Below are 17516 nucleotides of genomic sequence, written 5' to 3'. Positions count from 1 at the left end.
CACTCGACATGCTCAGCGCTGCGTCGCCGGGACTCGTCCGGCTGTTCGGGCACCGGGAGCGCGATGACCGCACCCATTACGCGGCCTCCTCTTCCAGCGACGCCAAGAACTCGCGCAACGCGGCAACCGGGACCAGGCGACGGCGAGGGTCGGCCCGGCCACACGACAAGGCCTTGTCACGCGATGGCGTCGGCGCGGAACGACCGGCGGTATGCCGACGGTGACGTTTGCATCGCGCGGTGAAAGTGGTGTCGATATGTCACGGCAGTGTCGAATCCGACAGCCGTGGCGATCTCCTCGATCGGGTTGTCGGTGTCGGTCAGTAGGACGAGGCTGGCCTGTATCCGTTGGGTGATGAGCCACCGGATGGGGCTGGTGCCGGTACTGCGTGTGAAGTGGCGTAAGTATGTCCTGGGTGACGTGTGTGCCCTGCCCGCCAGGGTCTCTACCGTGATCGGTTCGTTGAGGTGCGTCAACGCCCACGCCATGCTCTGCGCGACCCGGTTGTCTTCGGGGTCCGCCGTGACCGGCGCTTCGATGAACTGTGCCTGGCCGCCGTCGCGGTGCGGCGGGATGACCAAGCGGCGCGCGACGGCGTTGGCGATAGCCGGGCCGAAGTCGGTGCGAATGAGGTGGACGCACAGGTCGAGGCCTGCCGCGCTACCGGCGCTGGTGAGCACGTCGTGGCCGTCGATATAGAGAACGTTCGGGTCGACCTGGACCCGTGGGTATCGGCGGCGCAGTAGATCGGCATAGCGCCAGTGGGTTGTCGCGCGGCGGCCGTCGAGTAAGCCGGCCGCCGCGAGCGCGAACGCGCCCGAGCAGATGGACATGATCCGCGCGCCGCGCTCGTGCGCCCGGCGCAGCGCCGCGATTACCTCCGGATCCGGGGTGGCGGAGACGTCGGAGACGCCGGGGACGATCAGGGTCTCCGCTTCGGCGAACGTGTCGAGCCCGTGTGGCGTGTGCAGAGCGGCACCGCCAATGACCCGGACCGGCCCCGGCCGGGACGCGCAGATCGTCAACTGGTACCAGGGCACCTCGAATTCCGGCCGGGGGAGCCCGAACACCTCGGTCACAATGCCGGTCTCGAAGACCGACATTCCCTCATAAGCGAGCACGGAGACGGTCGGCCCCCGGCGACGCACACGCGTACCCATGGCGGAATGTTAGCGATACGCGTCGTTCACGCCACTATCCGACCGTTGCGTTCCTGGTCATGATCGTTGTCATGTCCGCTGTACTGTCCGTGCCGCCGGCCCATCCGGCCCGCGCTGCCGCCCATTTCGCCGCCCGCCTGTCCTTCGAAACCGATGTCTCCGACGTTCACGCCGATCTGGAACGCGGTGTCGACGGCCTGGCCGTCGTCGACTCTCGCAGCCAGGAGGCGTGGTGGCAGGGCCATCTGCCCGGCGCGATCCATCTGCCGACCGCCGAGATCGGCGCACGGGTCTCGGGCCTGCTGCCGGCCGGCGTCGTCGTCGTCACGTACTGCTGGGGGCCAGGGTGCAACGGCGCGACCCGGGCCGCGCTGGAGTTCGCCAGGCTTGGCTTCCAGGTCAAGGAGATGATCGGAGGGTATGAGTACTGGGTCCGTGAAGGCCTCCCAGTGCAGACGGCCGAGGGCGTGATCGTGCGTCCGATCGACGACCTCACCGCGCCGATCGCCGAGGCAGCGTGCGGGTGTTGACGTGAGCGCTCATCTGACGGCGAGTACGCCAGCGGTCTACCCGCCGGTCAGGAACGCACTGACATGTCGCGAGTCGCGCGGACGTCGCGATCATGTAAAGCATCATCCGAGGCCGCGGAATCAACCATCACCCGGCGCAGGACAACCAGCTGCCGGCGATGTCGGGCTCCACTTGATGCGTGACGGATTGGTGTCAGATGTTGGGTGACACATCCGGCTAGACGATCATCTGTTCTTCTTCGTTCGACCTTGGTTGTGCTCCAGCATCGCCTGCAGGAGAGCGGGCGGTAGGTGTCTGCGGGCGCCGATGATTTCCAGGCCGAGGACGTGGCCCTCGGTGTTGAGGTCCAGGTTAAACATGCCGCGGCTGGTGTCGAACGGCATGACCTGCTGTGCCGCTGCAGCTGAGATGGGGTGTTCGAGATAGACGTATGCCGCGTCAGCGTCGCTGTCGTAGGTGCAGACCAGCGGGATGCGTGCCTCCGTGTACATGGTCATCAGGCTGGCATAGGACCGGTGTCGCTGGTGCCCTGCCGGGAGGGTTCTGGCTTGCGTACTTTGAACCGGGCCATGTTCTTGGTCGTGCTGCTGGCGACTTCGGTGAGGAGCTGGTCGCCGTCGTGGACGCGGAAGGTGGTGTCGGCGGCTTCGACGGTGAGGGTGCGACCGTCGTGGGGTGACGCTCCTATCTCTGTCAACGGAACGCGGCCGATCAGCCGAGACCGAGGACCGCGACGAGTTGGGTGAATGTGGGTGTCACCAGCCGCCATGAGCACTGGCTCGGGTTGGTCCAGAAGTCACTGGCCACAACGCTCGGATCGGTGAGGTCGGTGCGGTAGTCGAGCGCGAGGGCAACGTCGTCGCCGGGGTTGCGGTTGACTGCGATAAAGACTGCGCGCTCCGCGTCGAGCCACGGCAGGGCGACATGCCGGTCGACTTGACTGCCGCGGGCCACCCGGAACAGCAGCGATGACGGGGCGTCGTCGGCGAGGAGATCCAGGGAATCGCTCTCAAACCGAATATGGTCACGGTTGCCGATGAACATCAGGGGGGCTTGGAACCATGGCATGACGTCGTGGAGTACGTGGGCTCCTGGGTGCCGCCAAAGGCGCTGCTCCAGCAAAGCGACCAGCGTCGGGGGTAGGGGCAGCCCTCGGACCGTCCAATCCTGGGGACGGCACATTGCCTCGGCTTCGTGCACCGTCACCTACGGGACTATCTCGCGACCGGTGTTTCCCCTGGTCGCAGACTTCAACGCCCTGACCACTTGACCTCCGTACGAGCATCGGGATCGCGGCAGGCGAGGGCGAAGCGTGGCATCACGCCGACGGGCGGAGCCTCTGCACCACTGGGTTGCCCCCGATACCGGCGACATCTTCAACGAGCCGTTGATAGACCGACTCCGTGAACCGGGCAAGCTCGACAAGCAGCGTGCTCCTGTCCGCCTCGGCGCGGTGCGGCAACTCCGACGACTCGATGGAGACTATTGGCCCGGCTCCGCGAAGATGGATCACCTCGTGGTGCTCGGTGAAGCCGAAGGCCACATCCTCGCCGAGCGCAAGCCGCTTCTCGACCCACTTGAAGGACAAGCCAAGATCGATGATTGGCTCAGGCCCCGACGGCCGGATGAAGGGCACGTCGTTGACAGTCATCTCCACATTCGCCGCGAAATACTTGTAGCGCAGGTCCATCTCCGAGACCGTAATCGGATCACGGTTGACGGGCAGCGACCAAGTCTCGCGCCAGGCAGAGCCAACTGGCGGGAGAGTAAACGCCAGAACGATCACGTCCGTCCTCATCGCTCGTGGTGACTTCCGCAGCTGGTAGTCCTCATGAAGCCAGCGCGGTTCGGTTGGCGGGGACGAGCTTCCCATGATGAGTGACGAACTGGGTGAGGACGGGCGCGCGTACGGGTGGACACCCGGTGGACGCTGATGGACCGCTCGGGCAGCTCCGTCCCGATGTTTGCGCAGCTCGCCGACGAGTGATCGTCCTTTCGGGACGAAGGGGTCAAGCCCCGCCGGCGGGATGGCAGCCGACGGAGCTTGACATCCATAGGAGCATCGGGATGACCAGAAGGCAGGGGCGGGACGGTGGACCGGAGCGACGGCCCGGCAAGATCGTTGGGTACATGTCGGGCACAAATGACGCCGACAAAGGCTGTCAACCGATGTAAGGCAGCGGAAGAAACTCGCCGAGGTCAGGCGGCCGATCCGCCCGATTGGCGTTGATCAGCACCGCGCCGGAGGGGTTCAGGGTTTAAGTCCCAGGCCCCAACCGGCAGGGGCAGCCGAACGGCCATTGACCGCCCGCCGGCCGTCTGCTTGGCTGCGTCGCAGTTGACCTTGCAGGTCTGAATCTCTCATTGAGCTGGAGAATGCATGTCCCCCGTTGATGCCATCAAATCCGTCCTCTCCCAGTACGCCGGCTTCGGCGGTCGAGCTCGCCGGTCCGAGTACTGGTGGTTCTTCCTCTTCACCCTGATCCTCAGCATCGTCGCCGGAATTCTGGACGGCGCGCTGGGGACCGACATCGGGTCGGATCCCAGCTCTACCGGCGTCATCGGGATCATCGTCAGCTTGGCCCTGCTACTGCCGGGCCTGGCCGTTACCGTGCGGCGACTTCACGACACCGACCGCTCGGCCTGGTGGCTGTTGATCGGACTCGTGCCTCTCGTGGGCGGCATCGTCCTGCTCGTGTTCGCCCTGAAGGACGGCACGCGGGGAGGTAACCGGTACGGTGCCGACCCGAAGGACGCTCCGCAAGCCGCCGCCCCCAGCATGGCCTGACGGGGCCCATCGAGTGGCTGCTTGCTAGATCTAAGCCAGCCCAGGAAGCCCATGCCGGCGGTGACAGCGCATGACTGTCGCCGCCGGCGTCACTCATCGGTCTTTGGGGCAGCGCGAGCAACTGTGGCCACGCCAGTGCCAGAGGCAGCAACAAAACAAGCCCTTTGATGCAGGCCGCTACCGCGTCAGAGGACGCTTGGCGCCAGGTACGGATCAGCACCGCCCGGAATCCACTGACAGATAACGGGTCGCGCCACGGTCGCAGCGTCGAACTTGCGGGGTGTCGAGCCACCTACCAGGCCGAACGCCGTTCGGCAGCCCGCCGTCGCCGATGGGCGCGGATGAGCGCCGTGGTCTGCTCGCGGTTGCCGCTGTCGCACCCGGCTGGCAGCATCCGACCGGTGCGGATGGAGAGCGAGATCCGAGCGCTGGTCGAGACGCTGACGCCGGGGGACGAATTGGAGGCGCGGCACCGGGCGGAGTGCTTGGCCTGGCTGGCAGGGACCGAGGACATCTTTCGCCGGGAGAAGCCACGCACGCCATCACCGCATCTGGTGGCGTACTTTCTGGTGTACGACGAGACGGACGGCAGCGTGCTGCTGGTCGACCACCGCAAGGCGGGGAAGTGGCTGCCCAGCGGTGGCCACGTCGAGCCGGGCGAGCACCCCACGGAGACGGTACGCCGGGAGGTGATGGAGGAACTGGGCCTGCCGGCGGTGTTCTCTCCGCCCTTTGGCGAGCGCCCGGCCTTCGTCACCGTCACCGTCACGGTCGGGGCACCAAAGGACCGACATGTCGACGTGAGCCTCTGGTTCTTGCTGAGCGGCAGCCGTGACCAGAAAATCGTCCCCGACCTCTCGGAGTTCCGCAGCGTGCGGTGGTGGACGCCTCGGGAGGTGGCTGACGCCGACCCAGCGACCCTCGAACCGCACCTGGGCCGGATACTGACCAAGCTGAACGCTCTCAATGGACGGTGAGCGTCAGCGGTGGGAGGTCTCGGCGCGACAGAGCTTGGGACGTCAGCCCGGACTCTCGGTCGCCGGGGCGCACGTACCTGGTCAGCGAGCAAGGCCAGAAGCCGCTGTCTCTGGTGCTGACCGCCGGGCAGCGCGGGGAAGTCGTCGGCTGTGGTGCTTGATCTGGTCGGCTGTGTCGGGATGAGCGCCGCACTGGGGCTGTCGGATCGCCGCGGGTGGGTGAAAATCACGGCATGCCGAGCCGTCTTGCCGTCATCGCCGTCGACGCCATCCGACCACAACTGATCGCCGACTTTTGGTGCTCGGTTCTCGGCTGGCGGGTTGTTGAGGAGGATGCTGAGGTGATCACGATCGCAGCCTCCGACCGTTCCTGGCCGATGATCGACGTGGTGGCCGTGCCAGAGGGCAAGGTGGTCAAGAACCGGTTGCATTTCGACCTGCGTGCCGACGGCGTGTCCACCGCGGAGGAGCTTGACCGGTTGCTCACCCTCGGTGCACGACGCGTCGACGTGGGACAGCCCTCCGACGTGAGCTGGGTGGTGCTTGCTGATCCTGAAGGCAACGAGTTCTGCCTGCTATCACGTCCTGCCCAGCAGCGTCAGCTTGTCGAAGAACTCGGCGAGCAGGTGGACGAAGCGTTGGACGGCGTCCGGACGGTCAGCCGCGGAGGACGGGAGCGGTAGACCATCGCACGATCGTGCTACATCCCGGGACGAGCCGCTTCCGGTACGGGAAGGCGACTGCTCCCGGGATGTAGCACGTGACGGGTGCGTTCTAGCGGCGCGGCCCGGTCTTCCCGGTCACCCGTTGCGCCAGTTCCTTCAGCTTCTGCTGCGTGGCCGGCTTCGACATCTCGCTGCGTCCGCGCTGGATCATTTCCTTGCCGCGCGGGCTCTGCAGAAATCCTTTGATTCGGTCGGTCATCGCCATCTTCATCAACCCCCAATCATCGTCGGGTGCTACTTACCCACGGCGACCGATCGTCATACCCGTCAGACGTGCTGGATGCGGATGACCGGCTCGTGGCGTACCGGAAAGTTGACCGACCGCGCGATGAAGCAGAGCTTGTGCGCGGCCTCGTGCAGCGCGGTGGCCCGGTCGGTCATTTCCTGCCCGGCGACGGTGACCTCGGGTCGCAGCACGACCTCGGTGAAGTGTCCGCCGCCGTCGGCGGTCTCGGTCATGGTCCCGCGCGGGTTGTCGGTGTATGCCGTGACGACGATGCCGGCGTTGGCGCAGAGGCTCAGGTACCACAGCATGTGGCACTGCGCGAGTGAGGTCACGAGGAGTTGCTCCGGGTTCCACCGCTCCGGATCGCCGCGGAACGACGGGTCAGCGGAGCCCGGGAGCGGCGCGGGGCCGGTTGCCGTGATCTCGTGGGCGCGGCTGTACGCGCGGTAGCTCGTCGTGCCGGTGTCCCCGGCGCCGGTCCAGGTCACGCAGAGCTCATAGGTGTGGGTCTTCGGCACCTCAGTTCCTTCCGTCGCGACGGATCGGGTGGCGAGCACGTGTTCGCCGGCCAGGTATACAACGGGCTGTGGCGACCGGACAAAAAGCGACCGGGAGGGGCCCCGGCAAGGGCTCCTCCCGGTCGGCGGGGATGTGTGCTTACGGGGTGTTGTTGGCCAGCGCGATCAGGCGGTCGCGGGTGCCGTTCCAGTAATTGCGGTCGACGTTGCCGGAGATGCCGGGGACGCTGCCGGTGCTGGTGTACTGCCAGAAGCTCCAGGTGCCCCAGCCGGCGGGCAGGGCGCCGACCGTGCTCGACCAGCGGGCGACCCACATCGGATGGTTGGCCGCGAAGCCCGTGTAGCTGCCCGTGCAGGTGTTCCACCAGTTGGTGGTGGTGTAGATGACCGCGTAGCGACCGGTGCGGGCGCGGTAGGTGTTGAGGAAGTCGGCGATCCAGTTGCGCATCGCCGTCGTGCTCAGGCCGTAGCACTGGGCGCCGCTCGGGTTGTTCTCGATGTCGAGCGCGGCCGGCAGGGTGCGGCTGTCGGCGGACCAGGCGCCGCCGTTGCTGGCCAGGTAGTTGGCCTGAACGGCGCCGGACGAGGCGTTCGGGCGGGCGAAGTGATAGGCCCCGCGGATCACGCCGGCGTTGTAGGAGTTGACGTAGTTGGTGTTGAACTGCGGGTCCTTGTAGTTGTTGCTCTCGGTCGCCTTGATGTAGGCGAACTCGACGCCGCTGTTGCGGACACTGGTCCAGTTGATCGAGCCCTGCCAGTGCGAGATGTCGATGCCGGGCGTCGTCGCGGCCTGGGCCGGCGTGGCGCTGATCGCGACGATCGCGGTGGTCGCGGCGACGAGGCTGAGGCCGGCGGTCAGGATCCGGCGAAGAGGTCTCATGCGGGTCGTGCTGTTCATTGTTCCTCCCCAGGACAGCGGTGATTGAGCCTCATCTTTGAAGTTATGTGCCCAAGATCGCAATAGTTGTTAAAGATTTCTTCATACACGGATGGGTGACCGCGGCCGTTCAACCCATCGCGGCGGCGACCTTCTGCCGCAGTTCGGGCAGGCGGGCGTAGAGGACGTCGCCCGGACACTGGGTGTTGACGTAGTCGCGGTGGCCGACGATCGCCGCGAAGGGATCGAGGTCATACGTGGCGCAGAGCCAGGCGCAGGTCTGCACGAGTGAACCGAAGAGCTTCGCCGGCACCGGCGCCGAGACGTAGATCCCCTCGTTCTCGATGCCGATCGTGTGGTCGTTGTGGTTGGCCGTCTGCGCCCCGCTGACGTGCTGCCCCTCCGTGATCGCCCGCAGGCTCAGGCTGCGCCCCTCCATGACGTAGCCGCCGCGGCTGATCGTCAACTGCTGACCGGAGTCGATCCAGCCGTTGCGGTCCATGTGCAGGTCCTGGATCCAGTGCGAGTGGCGGAAAGCCGCGGCGAGCGAGTAGTCGGTGGTGTTCTCGCCAGCCGTGTGGTGTACGACGATGTGGTCCGGCTGCCGGTCCAGATAGCGGATGGCGCCGGTCGGTGGGCGCGCGTTCCACTCCGCGCGGGTGTAGACCCGCGGAGGCGTCGCGGCCGCGTGCGCGGGGTCGGGGCGCAACAGCCCGCCGATGAGCAGACCGCCGGTCAGGCCGGCGGCCCCGGTGAGCAGTCGGCGACGGGACGGGTCGGTTGGGTGCATGACGGAGCCTCCCTCGATCGATGACAACAAGTACCGTACGCATCGATCTATTTGAAGGAAAGCTTCGATCTGACTGTTCACTCAGTGTGGGGAGCGGCGTTGACGCGCCGTTGCAGTGGGGCTAGCGTATCGACCGCCGTGACTGTAGACGACGCCTGTCAGGTGGTGCCCATGCCCGGTCGTGCCAGGTCGAAGTGGTTCGCGCGCGCCGCCGTGGCGGCCGCGTCCTCGCTGCTCCTGGGCGCGCTCGGGGCGCCTCCGCACGCGGCGGCCGGCAGCGTGGGTCCGGGCGGTGGCTGGGTGACCACCTGGGGTGGCGCGCCGATGTCTCCGTCCCCATTGGTCTCCTCCGTGCAGACGCTGGAGCGGCAGACGGTGCGCAACATCGTGCACACCAGCGCCGGCGGCGGCGAGGTGCGGATCAGGGTGACGAACGCGTTCGGTGACCGGGCCGTGACGATCGGCGCCGCCACCGTCGCCCGGCAGCTTCGCGGCGCCGAGGTCGATGCCGCGACGCTGCGTCGGCTGACCTTCGGCGCCCGACCCGGCGTACGACTGCGGCCGGGCACCTTCGCGCTCAGCGATCCGATCCGGATGACGGTGCCGTCGCTGGCCAACCTCGCCGTGAGTCTCTATCTGCCGGACGCCACCGGGCCGGCCACCTATCACCAGTCCGCGCAGCAGACCAACTATCTGGCCTCCGGTGACCACGCGGCGGATCCCGCCGCCGGCGCGTACGCCACCACCGTCGGCACCTGGTTCTTCCTCGACGCGGTGCAGGTGAAGAAGGTCGCTCCGGTCGGCGGCATCGTCGCGGTCGGCGACTCCATCACCGACGGCTACATGAGTCAGCCCAACGCCAACACCCGCTGGCCGGACTTCCTCGCCCGCCGCCTCGCGCAACGGTACGGAGCCGCCGCTCCGGCCGTGGTGAACGAGGGGATCAGCGGTAACCGGGTCCTCTCCGATTCGGCCTGCTTCGGCGAGGATCTGCTGGCGCGATGGGACCGCGACGTGCTGGGCCAACCCGGCGTGCGCACCGTGGTGCTGCTGGAGGGGATCAACGACCTCGGGTTCAGCCAGCTGCCCGACTCGGACTGCAGTGCGCCGAACACCAACGTGGGTGTCGAGCGGTTGATTCACGCGTACGAGCGGCTGATCGAGCGGACGCACGCCCGCGGGCTGCGCATCTACGGCGGCACGCTGATGCCGGCGCAGGGATTCGCGTACTGGGACGCGACGGCGGAGCGGAAGCGGCAGGCGGTCAACGCCTGGATCCGCGAATCCGGCGCGTTCGACGGGGTGGTCGACTTCGCTGCGGTGATGTCCTATCCGGGGCGGCCGGAGCTGCTGGATCCGCGGTACGACAGCGGCGACAACCTGCACCCGAACGACGCCGGCTATCAGGCGATGGCGGAGGCGGTCGACCGGGCGTTGCGGCGGGGCTGAGCCGTTTCCGCGGCGTTTCCGCATGGTTACCGGACCGTTGCGGTGGGAGCGTTCCCATGCAATGATGACTATCAATTCGCGTAGCGGAGCCAGCGCGATGCAGCTGGGTCGCCGAGGGCAACCGGACACCGGAACCGGCGATCGCGACGTCCGAGCCGCCACCCGTGGCGCGCTCCGGAATCACCGATCCCCGCCACCGTCCCGGCATCTCCATGGCCGGTGACCAGAGATGTCCGAGGAGACACTCCGCATGAACCTGAACTCCCTACGCGGCGCCGGGCGTCCGCGCTGGCGTCGCGGCCTGACAGCCGGCGTCGCGGCCCTGCTCGGTTCCGGAATCATCGTTGTCGCGGCCACCCAGGCCAGCGCGGCGGCCGGTTGCAAGGTCGACTACACGGTCAACCAGTGGGCCACGGGCTTCACCGCCAATGTGAACATCACCAACCTCGGTGACCCCATCACGAACGGCTGGACGCTCGAGTGGGACTACGCCGGCAACCAGACGATCACCCAGTCCTGGAGCAGCGTCTACACCCAGACGGGTAAGCACGTGGCGTTGAAGAACGCGGCCTGGAACGGCTCTCTCGGCACCAACGCCACCGTCAACCCCGGCTTCAACGCCACATACTCGGGCACCAACACCGCCCCGACGTCGTTCAAGCTCAACGGCACCACCTGCACCGGCGGGACGACGCCGACGACACCCCCGACGACACCCCCGACGACACCCCCGACGGCACCGCCCACCACGCCGCCGACCACGCCACCGACGACCCCACCGCCCGGTGGCGCCCGCGTCGACAACCCGTTCGCCGGCGCCCGCGGGTATGTGAACCCGGAGTGGAAGGCCAAGGCCGAGGCCGAACCCGGCGGCAACCGGATCTCCAACAACCCGACCGGCGTGTGGCTGGACCGGATCGCCGCGATCAACGGCACGCCCGACAGCAGTTCGAACGGGAGCATGGGCCTGCGGGCTCACCTGGACGCGGCGCTCGCCCAGGGTGCCGGCTACGCCCAGTTCGTGATCTACAACCTGCCGGGCCGGGACTGCTCGGCGCTCGCGTCCAACGGTGAGCTCGGCGTCAACGAACTGCCGCGATACAAGAGCGAGTACATCGACCCGATCGCGGCGATCATGGGCGATGCGAAGTACCGCAACCTGCGGATCATCACGATCATCGAGATCGACTCGCTGCCCAACCTGATCACGAACACGAACGTCGCCACGTGCGCCACCATGAAGGCGAACAACGGCTACGTCGACGGTGTGGGCTACGCGCTGGCGAAGCTCGGCGCGATCCCCAACGTCTACAACTACATCGACGCCGCGCACCATGGCTGGATCGGCTGGGACACCAACTTCGGCCCCAGCGCCGACCTGATGGCCCAGGCGGCCAAGGCGTCGGGCAGCACGGTCAACAACGTGCACGGCTTCATCACCAACACGGCCAACTACTCCGCGCTGGTCGAGCCGCACTTCACCATCAACAGCACGGTCAACGGCACGTCGGTCCGCCAGTCGAAGTGGGTCGACTGGAACTTCTACGTCGACGAACTCTCGTTCGCGCAGGCGTTCCGGCAGCGGCTGGTCCAGGCCGGCTTCAACTCCGGCATCGGCATGCTCATCGACACCTCCCGCAACGGTTGGGGTGGCGCCAACCGGCCGACCGGCCCCGGCGCGACGACCAACGTGGACACGTTCGTCAACGGCGGCCGGATCGACCGCCGCATCCATGCCGGTAACTGGTGCAACCAGAGCGGTGCGGGCCTGGGTGAGCGGCCGAAGGCCGCACCCGCCGCCGGCATCGACGCGTACGTCTGGATCAAGCCGCCGGGCGAGTCGGACGGCTCGAGCTCGCTGATCCCGAACCCGGAGGGGAAGGGCTTCGACCGGATGTGCGACCCGACCTACACGGGAAATGAGCGCAACGGCAACAACATGACCGGCGCGCTGCCGAACGCCCCCATCTCCGGCGCGTGGTTCTCCGCGCAGTTCCGTGAGCTGATGGCGAACGCGTACCCCGCGCTGTAGGACGTGCCCCCCACGGCGCCTGGTGCGACCGGTCACGGTCGCCCGCCGTAGGGACCCTGCCCCGCTGCGGGGCCTGGGACGACCGGTCACCGGTCGTCCCAGGCCCCGTCTTCGCGCCGCACGCGTGCCCGCCGTACGCCGCGATGGCCCGGCGGCGTCAGGGCACGGTCTTCTCGATCGCCGCCGGTCCGTTCTGCTCGAGATCCCGCCGCGCCCGCTCGACGTTGTCCGGCGTCGGGTCGTGCCCGCGGGCCACCGCGAGATCCTCCGGCTCCCACTGCTGTTCGGCGCCGGTACGCCGGTCGGTGCGCAGGTCGCTGCGCGGTCCGCGGGTTTCGCCGGGGGAAATCAACGTCGGTGTTTCGGGCCCCGGTTCTCCGTCGGTCATCAACTGCGGCACCGTGGTCTCGTCCTCGGCGGCCGCGGCCGCCTCCGGCGTTTCCTCCAGCGGTCTGGCGACAGCCCGCTCGCGATCCGTCATGGCCTCCTCCTCGGTCCCGCGGTCCTGGCTGCCGGTCTACCCGGGATCGCTGCCACCATGCGCTCACCCGTCACGATCCTGACGATCTTGGCGCCATGGCGGCCGCCTGCGGCCATGAGCCCGACACCGTCAGGGTCATGGGCGGGGGTCAGGCGCGACGGTCGATCTGGCGTTCATCCGGCCCCGGCGCGCCGTGCGGCGGCTCGGCCACCGCGTGCCGGTCGATGGCGGGCACGTGCTCGCCGACCGGGCCGTCGCCCTCGGCCACCGTGTCCTCGTCGCGAGGATCTGGTCCGATCGGACGGCGCGGCCCGGCGAGCGCGGCGGCCGCCACCGCACCGCCCACCGTCGACGCGCCGAACGCGGTCGGTGGGCCGGGCGGCTCGTAGAAGGGGGGCTGCCGCCTCTCGCCGGGCTCGCCGGTGGGCGGTGCGGTGGCGGCGACCGGGCTCAGTTCCTCCGGGTCGTTCCGCTCGTCGGCGACGGTCGGATCGTCGAAGGTTCCCCGGTCGTTCAGTACGTCCTGCGGACCGCCCCCGCCCCGCCCTGCGGCCGGGTCGAGCGGCGGGGCCGACTCGTCGTGGCGGTGCTGATTCTGGTGATGCATGACGGGATCCCTCCTCATCGCCTCGTGGATCGTCCTCACCTCCTATGCCCCGCGCGGCGCCGATCCATGTTGGTCGTCCGGGCCCGACGGGCATCTCCTGACCGCCGGTCAGCCGCTCGCAAAGACTTGACCCATTCCAAAAAAACGGGTTGGCTGGGAGGGTGCCGGTCTCCGATGACGGTCGCTCGCCGGAGGTGGGGCCCGCGCCACGCCGCCGCGTCCCGCCTGCTGGCGGCCGTCCGTTGTGGCCCGCACCTCGCGGGTGGACGACGTCGAAATCGCGTTCCGGGGTGCGTTGCCCCGAGTGTCAGAAACATCGTCAGGAGGAGAAGGATGAGCAGCCCGGAGAGGCCGACGCTGACGACCCGTCAGGGTCACCCCGTTCACAACAACCAGCAGCAGCGCACCGTCGGCTCGCGCGGGCCGGCGACGCTGGAGAACTACCACTTCCTGGAGAAGATCAGCCACTTCGACCGGGAACGCATCCCGGAGCGCGTGGTGCACGCCCGTGGCTTCGTCGCGCACGGCGAGTTCGAGGCGTACGGCACGATCGGCGACGAACCGGCCTCGACGTACACCCGGGCGAAGCTTTTCCAGACCAGGGGCACGAAGACGCCGGTCTCGGTGCGCTTCTCCACCGTCATCGGCGGCCGTGACTCCTCCGAGGCGACCCGTGACCCGCGCGGCTTCGCGGTCAAGTTCCGCACCGAGGACGGCAACTGGGACCTGGTCGGCAACAACCTGCCGGTCTTCTTCATCCGCGACGCCATCAAGTTCCCGGACGTCATCCACGCGCTCAAGCCGGACCCCGTGACCTTCCGCCAGGAGCCCAACCGGATCTTCGACTTCATGTCGAACACCCCCGAGTCCATGCACATGTTGACCTGGTTGTTCAGCCCGCGGGGCATCCCGGCCAACTACCGCACCCAGGAGGGCTTCGGCGTCAACACCTACCGCATGGTCAACGCGGCCGGTGAGGGCGTGCTGGTCAAGTACCACTGGAAGTCGCAGCAGGGGATCGAGTCACTCACCGACGAGCAGGCGGCCGCCGTGCAGGCGACCGAGCTCGGCCACGCCTCCAAGGACCTCTACGAGGCGATCGAGCGCGGCGAGTACCCGCAGTGGGAGCTCAATGTTCAGATCATGAGCGACGACGAGCACCCGGAGCTGGACTTCGACCCGCTCGACGACACGAAGACCTGGCCGGAGGACGTCTTCCCGCTCCGGCCGGTCGGCATGATGACGCTCAACCGCAACGTCGCCAACTTCCACAACGAGAACGAGCAGATCGCTTTCGGCACCGGCGTGCTCGTCGACGGTCTGGACTTCAGCGACGACAAGATGCTCGTCGGCCGCACCTTCTCCTACTCGGACACCCAGCGTTACCGGGTCGGCCCCAACTACCTCCAGTTGCCGGTCAACCGCCCGCGCGAGGACGTGCTGGTGCGCACGAACCAGGAGGGTGGCCAGATGTCGTACGGGGTGGACGACCGGGGCGCGAATCCGCACATCAACTTCGAGCCGTCGTCCGTGGCCGGGCTGCGCGAGGCCGACGCGTCGTACCGCGAATACCGTCCGTTCGTGTCGGGTCACCTGATCAAGGCTCCGATCGAGCGGGAGAACAATTACGGCCAGGCCGGTGAGCGGTTCCGCACGATGCCGGAGTGGGAGCGCGACGACCTGGTGAAGAACATGATCAATCTGCTGTCGCAGTGCGACAAGCACATCCAGCAGAAGATGGTGTACCACTTCACGCAGTGCGACGAGCAGTACGGCCGTCGGGTCGCGGAGGGGCTCAGCCTAACCGTCGCCTGACGTGTCACGCCGCTGACCGGAGCCCCCCTCCCGCCGCATCGAGCCGCGGGAGGGGGCGCCCCATTGCCCGCCCCGCACCCGGCGTGATCCCCGCGTCCGGTTCCGCCGGTTCCGTCACGCCCGTGCCCGGAACAGCCGGCCCGAGATCTCTGGTAGTGCATGGGCCGCTGATTACGTATCCTGCCGGAGGCGCTGACGCCCAGCCGCCGCGAGCTCTGGCGGGAGCCGTGTAAGCGGTGGGGCTCGGTGTCAGTCCTGCCTCAATCCCCCCGGCGAGGTCTGATGAATACCCGCAACTGGTCGATCCGTTCGAAGATCGTTGCGATGGTCGCTGTCCCGATCGCCGCGTTGCTGGCGCTCTGGATCTTCGCCACCAGCCTCACCGTCGGGCCCGCGCTGGGCCTGCTCGCCACCCAGACCATGGTCGACGAGCTGATCCGCCCCGGTGAGCTCGTCGTCGCCGAACTGCAGAAGGAGCGGCGCCTCGCCGTCATCTACCTCGCCGGTCATGGTGAGCTTCCCGCGTTGGCCGACCAGCACGCCCGGACCGACGAGGCGATCGTCGCCTTCCGTCGGCGCGCCTCCGCCGAGGACCTGCGCGACACCGCGAGCACGCTGGCCAACACCCACGTCGACCAGATGCTGACCGCGCTGGACGTGCTCGCCTCCGGGCGCGGCTTCATCGACCGCCGCGAGATGGACCGCGCCGGCGCCCTCGGCCTCTACAACGGCATGGTGGACGTCAGTTTCCGGATGTTCTCGGCGGTCGCCGCGCTCCCTGACGAGACGCTGAGCCGCGAAGCCCGTGCGCTGATCGATCTCAGCCTCGCCGGCGAGGTCCTCGGGCGCACCGACGCGCTGCTCGGCGGGGCCTTCACCGCCGGCCGGTTCGGTCCTGGCGAGTACAACGAGCTGCTCCAGGTCATCGGCACGCACCGCTTCCTCTACGGCGTCGCCATCGCCGAACTGCCGCCCGCCGGCCGCACGAGTTATCAGCGGCTGACCGAAGGCGAGGACTTCGTCCGGCTGCAAGCGATGGAGGAGGAGCTGCTCACCAAGGGGCGCAACAGCGCGGCGCCGCCGATCAGCCAGGGCGAGTGGCAGCCCGCCTACGACTCCGTCCACGAGCAGTTGCGCCAGTTCGAGCTCGGGATGGCCGACGGGCTGGCCGAGCGGAGCCAGCCGGTCGCCGTCACCGTCCTGATCCGGCTCGCCCTCGCCGGTCTGGTCGGGTTCGCCGCCGTCATCGCCGCCATCGTGATCTCCGTACGCGTCGGCCGGTCCCTGATCCGGCGCCTGACCGGCCTCCGCGCCGCCGCCCTCGACCTGGCCGGCGCGCGGCTGCCCGGTGTCGTCGGTCGGCTGCGCCGCGGGGAGGACGTCGACGTCGCCGCCGAGGCGCCGCCGCTGGAGTACGGCACCGACGAGATCGGTCAGCTCGGGCACGCGTTCAGCGAGGTGCAGCGGACCGCCGTGCAGTCCGCGGTTGACGAGTCGGCGCTGCGCCACGGGCTCAAGGAGGTCTTCCTCAACATCGCCCGACGGAGCCAGACGCTGCTGCACCGCCAGCTCGCGCTGCTCGACCGGATGGAGCGGCGGACGAGCGACCCGGAGGAGCTGCAGGACCTCTTCCTGGTCGACCACATGGCGACCCGGATGCGCCGCCACGCCGAGGACCTGGTGATCCTCGCCGGTGCGGCGCCCGGACGCGGCTGGCGCAACCCGGTGCCGATGGTCGACGTGATCCGTGGCGCGATCTCCGAAGTCGAGGACTACGCGCGGGTCGACCTGGTCACGGTGGAGTCGGTGTCCGTCGCCGGGCGTGCCGTCGGCGACGTCATCCACCTACTGGCGGAGCTGATCGAAAACGCCACGTCGTTTTCGCCACCGCAGACCCGGGTGCAGGTGACCGGGCAGCTCGTGCCGAAGGGCTACGCGATCGAGATCGAGGACCGTGGCCTGGGCATGACGCCCGAAGCGATCGACGAGGCCAACCGCCGTCTCGCCGAGCCCCCGGACTTCGACCCGGCCAACAGCGCACGTCTCGGTCTCTTCGTGGTCGCGCAACTCGGCGTCCGCCACGGGGTGCAGGTGACGCTCCGCGTCTCCCCGTACGGCGGGGTCACCGCGGTCGCCCTGGTGCCAGCGGACCTCGTGGTCTCCAGCGCGACGCCGGCCCTGCCCGGCCGGCCCGGTGCGGCCCACTCCGACGCGATGGCCCTGCGACCCGCGCGGGGCGGCGCGGACGCCGCACCCGAGCGGCCGACCCCGCTCGACGACGGCGCCACGCAGGAGATTCCGCGGGTCACCCGCACGCCGGCCCGGCGCGAGCCGGAGGAGCGCCCCGCGAGCGAGCCGCAGCGCCGGCTCAGGACCGCGTCCCGGCTCGGCTCGTTGCCGTTGCGGGGCGCCGTCCCGCCGGGGACGTCGGACGCGACGGCGCCGACGGCCCAGGGCGACCCCCCGCCCCTGGCAGGCCCGGGCGGGGGGCGGGGGGGGGGGCCGCCGCGCCGGCGGCCCGCGGCGGCGGCGGGGCGGGG

18 protein-coding genes are annotated in these 17516 nt (G+C 68.6%); 8 read left to right on the top strand and 10 right to left on the bottom strand.

Annotated elements, in window-relative coordinates; translation table 11 throughout:
- Positions 1 to 176 precede the first annotated feature (176 nt).
- Positions 177 to 1160, bottom strand: a complete 984-nt coding sequence (gene ftrA, locus AB0J06_RS00090; protein ID WP_357422847.1) for a transcriptional regulator FtrA — start codon at positions 1158 to 1160, stop codon at positions 177 to 179.
- 71 nt (positions 1161 to 1231) lie between these two features.
- Between ftrA and AB0J06_RS00085 the strand changes: the two genes are divergently transcribed.
- Positions 1232 to 1690 (top strand): rhodanese-like domain-containing protein, encoded by a 459-nt coding sequence (locus tag AB0J06_RS00085; RefSeq protein WP_357422846.1) that lies wholly within the window; start codon positions 1232 to 1234, stop codon positions 1688 to 1690.
- 225 nt (positions 1691 to 1915) lie between these two features.
- Here AB0J06_RS00085 and AB0J06_RS00080 read toward each other — a convergent pair whose 3' ends face one another.
- From AB0J06_RS00080 to AB0J06_RS00070, 3 genes are all read right to left on the bottom strand, one after another.
- Positions 1916 to 2188, bottom strand: a complete 273-nt coding sequence (locus tag AB0J06_RS00080) for a DUF2283 domain-containing protein (RefSeq protein ID WP_357422844.1) — start codon at positions 2186 to 2188, stop codon at positions 1916 to 1918.
- Between the two features lie 214 nt (positions 2189 to 2402).
- Complete coding sequence (locus tag AB0J06_RS00075; protein ID WP_357422842.1) at positions 2403 to 2735, bottom strand: hypothetical protein; 333 nt, start codon at positions 2733 to 2735, stop codon at positions 2403 to 2405.
- Positions 2736 to 3009: 274 nt separating this feature from the next.
- Positions 3010 to 3477, bottom strand: coding sequence for a hypothetical protein (locus tag AB0J06_RS00070; RefSeq protein WP_357422840.1), 468 nt, complete (start codon positions 3475 to 3477; stop codon positions 3010 to 3012).
- 594 nt (positions 3478 to 4071) lie between these two features.
- Between AB0J06_RS00070 and AB0J06_RS00065 the strand changes: the two genes are divergently transcribed.
- From AB0J06_RS00065 to AB0J06_RS00055, 3 genes are all read left to right on the top strand, one after another.
- A complete protein-coding gene (locus tag AB0J06_RS00065; RefSeq protein ID WP_357422838.1) occupies positions 4072 to 4479 on the top strand; it encodes a DUF805 domain-containing protein in 408 nt (135 codons plus the stop codon).
- A gap of 341 nt (positions 4480 to 4820) precedes the next feature.
- Entirely contained in the window at positions 4821 to 5456 is a 636-nt protein-coding gene (locus AB0J06_RS00060; protein ID WP_357422836.1) for an NUDIX domain-containing protein, read from the top strand.
- Positions 5457 to 5689: 233 nt separating this feature from the next.
- Positions 5690 to 6139 (top strand): VOC family protein, encoded by a 450-nt coding sequence (locus tag AB0J06_RS00055; protein ID WP_357422834.1) that lies wholly within the window; start codon positions 5690 to 5692, stop codon positions 6137 to 6139.
- Between the two features lie 91 nt (positions 6140 to 6230).
- On the opposite strand, the gene AB0J06_RS00050 is transcribed toward AB0J06_RS00055, so the two are convergent.
- The 4 genes from AB0J06_RS00050 to AB0J06_RS00035 form a co-directional block, all read right to left on the bottom strand.
- Positions 6231 to 6392, bottom strand: a complete 162-nt coding sequence (locus AB0J06_RS00050; protein ID WP_357422832.1) for a hypothetical protein — start codon at positions 6390 to 6392, stop codon at positions 6231 to 6233.
- A 56-nt stretch (positions 6393 to 6448) separates the two neighbouring features.
- Entirely contained in the window at positions 6449 to 6925 is a 477-nt protein-coding gene (locus AB0J06_RS00045) for an OsmC family protein (protein WP_357422830.1), read from the bottom strand.
- A 139-nt stretch (positions 6926 to 7064) separates the two neighbouring features.
- Positions 7065 to 7805, bottom strand: coding sequence for a GH25 family lysozyme (locus AB0J06_RS00040; RefSeq protein ID WP_357422828.1), 741 nt, complete (start codon positions 7803 to 7805; stop codon positions 7065 to 7067).
- A gap of 127 nt (positions 7806 to 7932) precedes the next feature.
- Positions 7933 to 8592: a peptidoglycan recognition family protein gene (locus tag AB0J06_RS00035; RefSeq protein ID WP_357422826.1), complete on the bottom strand. Its 660-nt coding sequence runs from the start codon at positions 8590 to 8592 to the stop codon at positions 7933 to 7935.
- 171 nt (positions 8593 to 8763) lie between these two features.
- Here AB0J06_RS00035 and AB0J06_RS00030 point away from each other — a divergent pair, with 171 nt between their 5' ends.
- Positions 8764 to 10041 carry an SGNH/GDSL hydrolase family protein gene (locus tag AB0J06_RS00030; protein WP_357422824.1) on the top strand — a complete coding sequence of 426 codons (1278 nt, stop codon included), beginning with the start codon at positions 8764 to 8766 and terminating at the stop codon, positions 10039 to 10041.
- A gap of 250 nt (positions 10042 to 10291) precedes the next feature.
- The gene (locus AB0J06_RS00025) at positions 10292 to 12073 is read left to right on the top strand and encodes a glycoside hydrolase family 6 protein (protein WP_357422822.1); all 1782 of its coding nucleotides are present in this window, start codon (positions 10292 to 10294) and stop codon (positions 12071 to 12073) included.
- 157 nt (positions 12074 to 12230) lie between these two features.
- Here the strand turns inward: AB0J06_RS00025 and AB0J06_RS00020 are convergent, their stop codons facing one another.
- Both AB0J06_RS00020 and AB0J06_RS00015 read right to left on the bottom strand, forming a co-directional pair.
- The gene (locus AB0J06_RS00020) at positions 12231 to 12554 is read right to left on the bottom strand and encodes a hypothetical protein (protein ID WP_357422820.1); all 324 of its coding nucleotides are present in this window, start codon (positions 12552 to 12554) and stop codon (positions 12231 to 12233) included.
- 148 nt (positions 12555 to 12702) lie between these two features.
- Complete coding sequence (locus tag AB0J06_RS00015; protein ID WP_357422818.1) at positions 12703 to 13161, bottom strand: hypothetical protein; 459 nt, start codon at positions 13159 to 13161, stop codon at positions 12703 to 12705.
- A 333-nt stretch (positions 13162 to 13494) separates the two neighbouring features.
- Between AB0J06_RS00015 and AB0J06_RS00010 the strand changes: the two genes are divergently transcribed.
- Positions 13495 to 14976, top strand: coding sequence for a catalase (locus AB0J06_RS00010; protein WP_357422816.1), 1482 nt, complete (start codon positions 13495 to 13497; stop codon positions 14974 to 14976).
- 324 nt (positions 14977 to 15300) lie between these two features.
- A partial coding sequence (locus AB0J06_RS00005) for a nitrate- and nitrite sensing domain-containing protein (RefSeq protein ID WP_357422814.1) occupies positions 15301 to 17516 on the top strand: 2216 nt, incomplete at its 3' end.

This window comes from Micromonospora sp. NPDC049679, assembly GCF_040659735.1.
Taxonomy (GTDB): Bacteria; Actinomycetota; Actinomycetes; order Mycobacteriales; family Micromonosporaceae; genus Micromonospora_I.
The sequence above is the reverse complement of the archived record's forward strand: the minus strand, read 5'-3'. Positions and strand labels throughout refer to the sequence as shown.

What these genes read in the sequence shown, in the direction of transcription:
- AB0J06_RS00040 (WP_357422828.1), bottom strand. Translation starts at nt 7,805, where the DNA reads ATGAGACCTCTTCGCCGGATCCTGACCGCCGGCCTCAGCCTCGTCGCC.
- AB0J06_RS00085 (WP_357422846.1), top strand. Translation starts at nt 1,232, where the DNA reads ATGTCCGCTGTACTGTCCGTGCCGCCGGCCCATCCGGCCCGCGCTGCC.
- AB0J06_RS00015 (WP_357422818.1), bottom strand. Translation starts at nt 13,161, where the DNA reads ATGCATCACCAGAATCAGCACCGCCACGACGAGTCGGCCCCGCCGCTC.
- ftrA (WP_357422847.1), bottom strand. Translation starts at nt 1,160, where the DNA reads ATGGGTACGCGTGTGCGTCGCCGGGGGCCGACCGTCTCCGTGCTCGCT.
- AB0J06_RS00050 (WP_357422832.1), bottom strand. Translation starts at nt 6,392, where the DNA reads ATGAAGATGGCGATGACCGACCGAATCAAAGGATTTCTGCAGAGCCCG.
- AB0J06_RS00035 (WP_357422826.1), bottom strand. Translation starts at nt 8,592, where the DNA reads ATGCACCCAACCGACCCGTCCCGTCGCCGACTGCTCACCGGGGCCGCC.
- AB0J06_RS00010 (WP_357422816.1), top strand. Translation starts at nt 13,495, where the DNA reads ATGAGCAGCCCGGAGAGGCCGACGCTGACGACCCGTCAGGGTCACCCC.
- AB0J06_RS00060 (WP_357422836.1), top strand. Translation starts at nt 4,821, where the DNA reads ATGAGCGCCGTGGTCTGCTCGCGGTTGCCGCTGTCGCACCCGGCTGGC.
- AB0J06_RS00065 (WP_357422838.1), top strand. Translation starts at nt 4,072, where the DNA reads ATGTCCCCCGTTGATGCCATCAAATCCGTCCTCTCCCAGTACGCCGGC.
- AB0J06_RS00080 (WP_357422844.1), bottom strand. Translation starts at nt 2,188, where the DNA reads ATGACCATGTACACGGAGGCACGCATCCCGCTGGTCTGCACCTACGAC.
- AB0J06_RS00020 (WP_357422820.1), bottom strand. Translation starts at nt 12,554, where the DNA reads ATGACGGATCGCGAGCGGGCTGTCGCCAGACCGCTGGAGGAAACGCCG.
- AB0J06_RS00030 (WP_357422824.1), top strand. Translation starts at nt 8,764, where the DNA reads ATGCCCGGTCGTGCCAGGTCGAAGTGGTTCGCGCGCGCCGCCGTGGCG.
- AB0J06_RS00025 (WP_357422822.1), top strand. Translation starts at nt 10,292, where the DNA reads ATGAACCTGAACTCCCTACGCGGCGCCGGGCGTCCGCGCTGGCGTCGC.
- AB0J06_RS00075 (WP_357422842.1), bottom strand. Translation starts at nt 2,735, where the DNA reads ATGTTCATCGGCAACCGTGACCATATTCGGTTTGAGAGCGATTCCCTG.
- AB0J06_RS00055 (WP_357422834.1), top strand. Translation starts at nt 5,690, where the DNA reads ATGCCGAGCCGTCTTGCCGTCATCGCCGTCGACGCCATCCGACCACAA.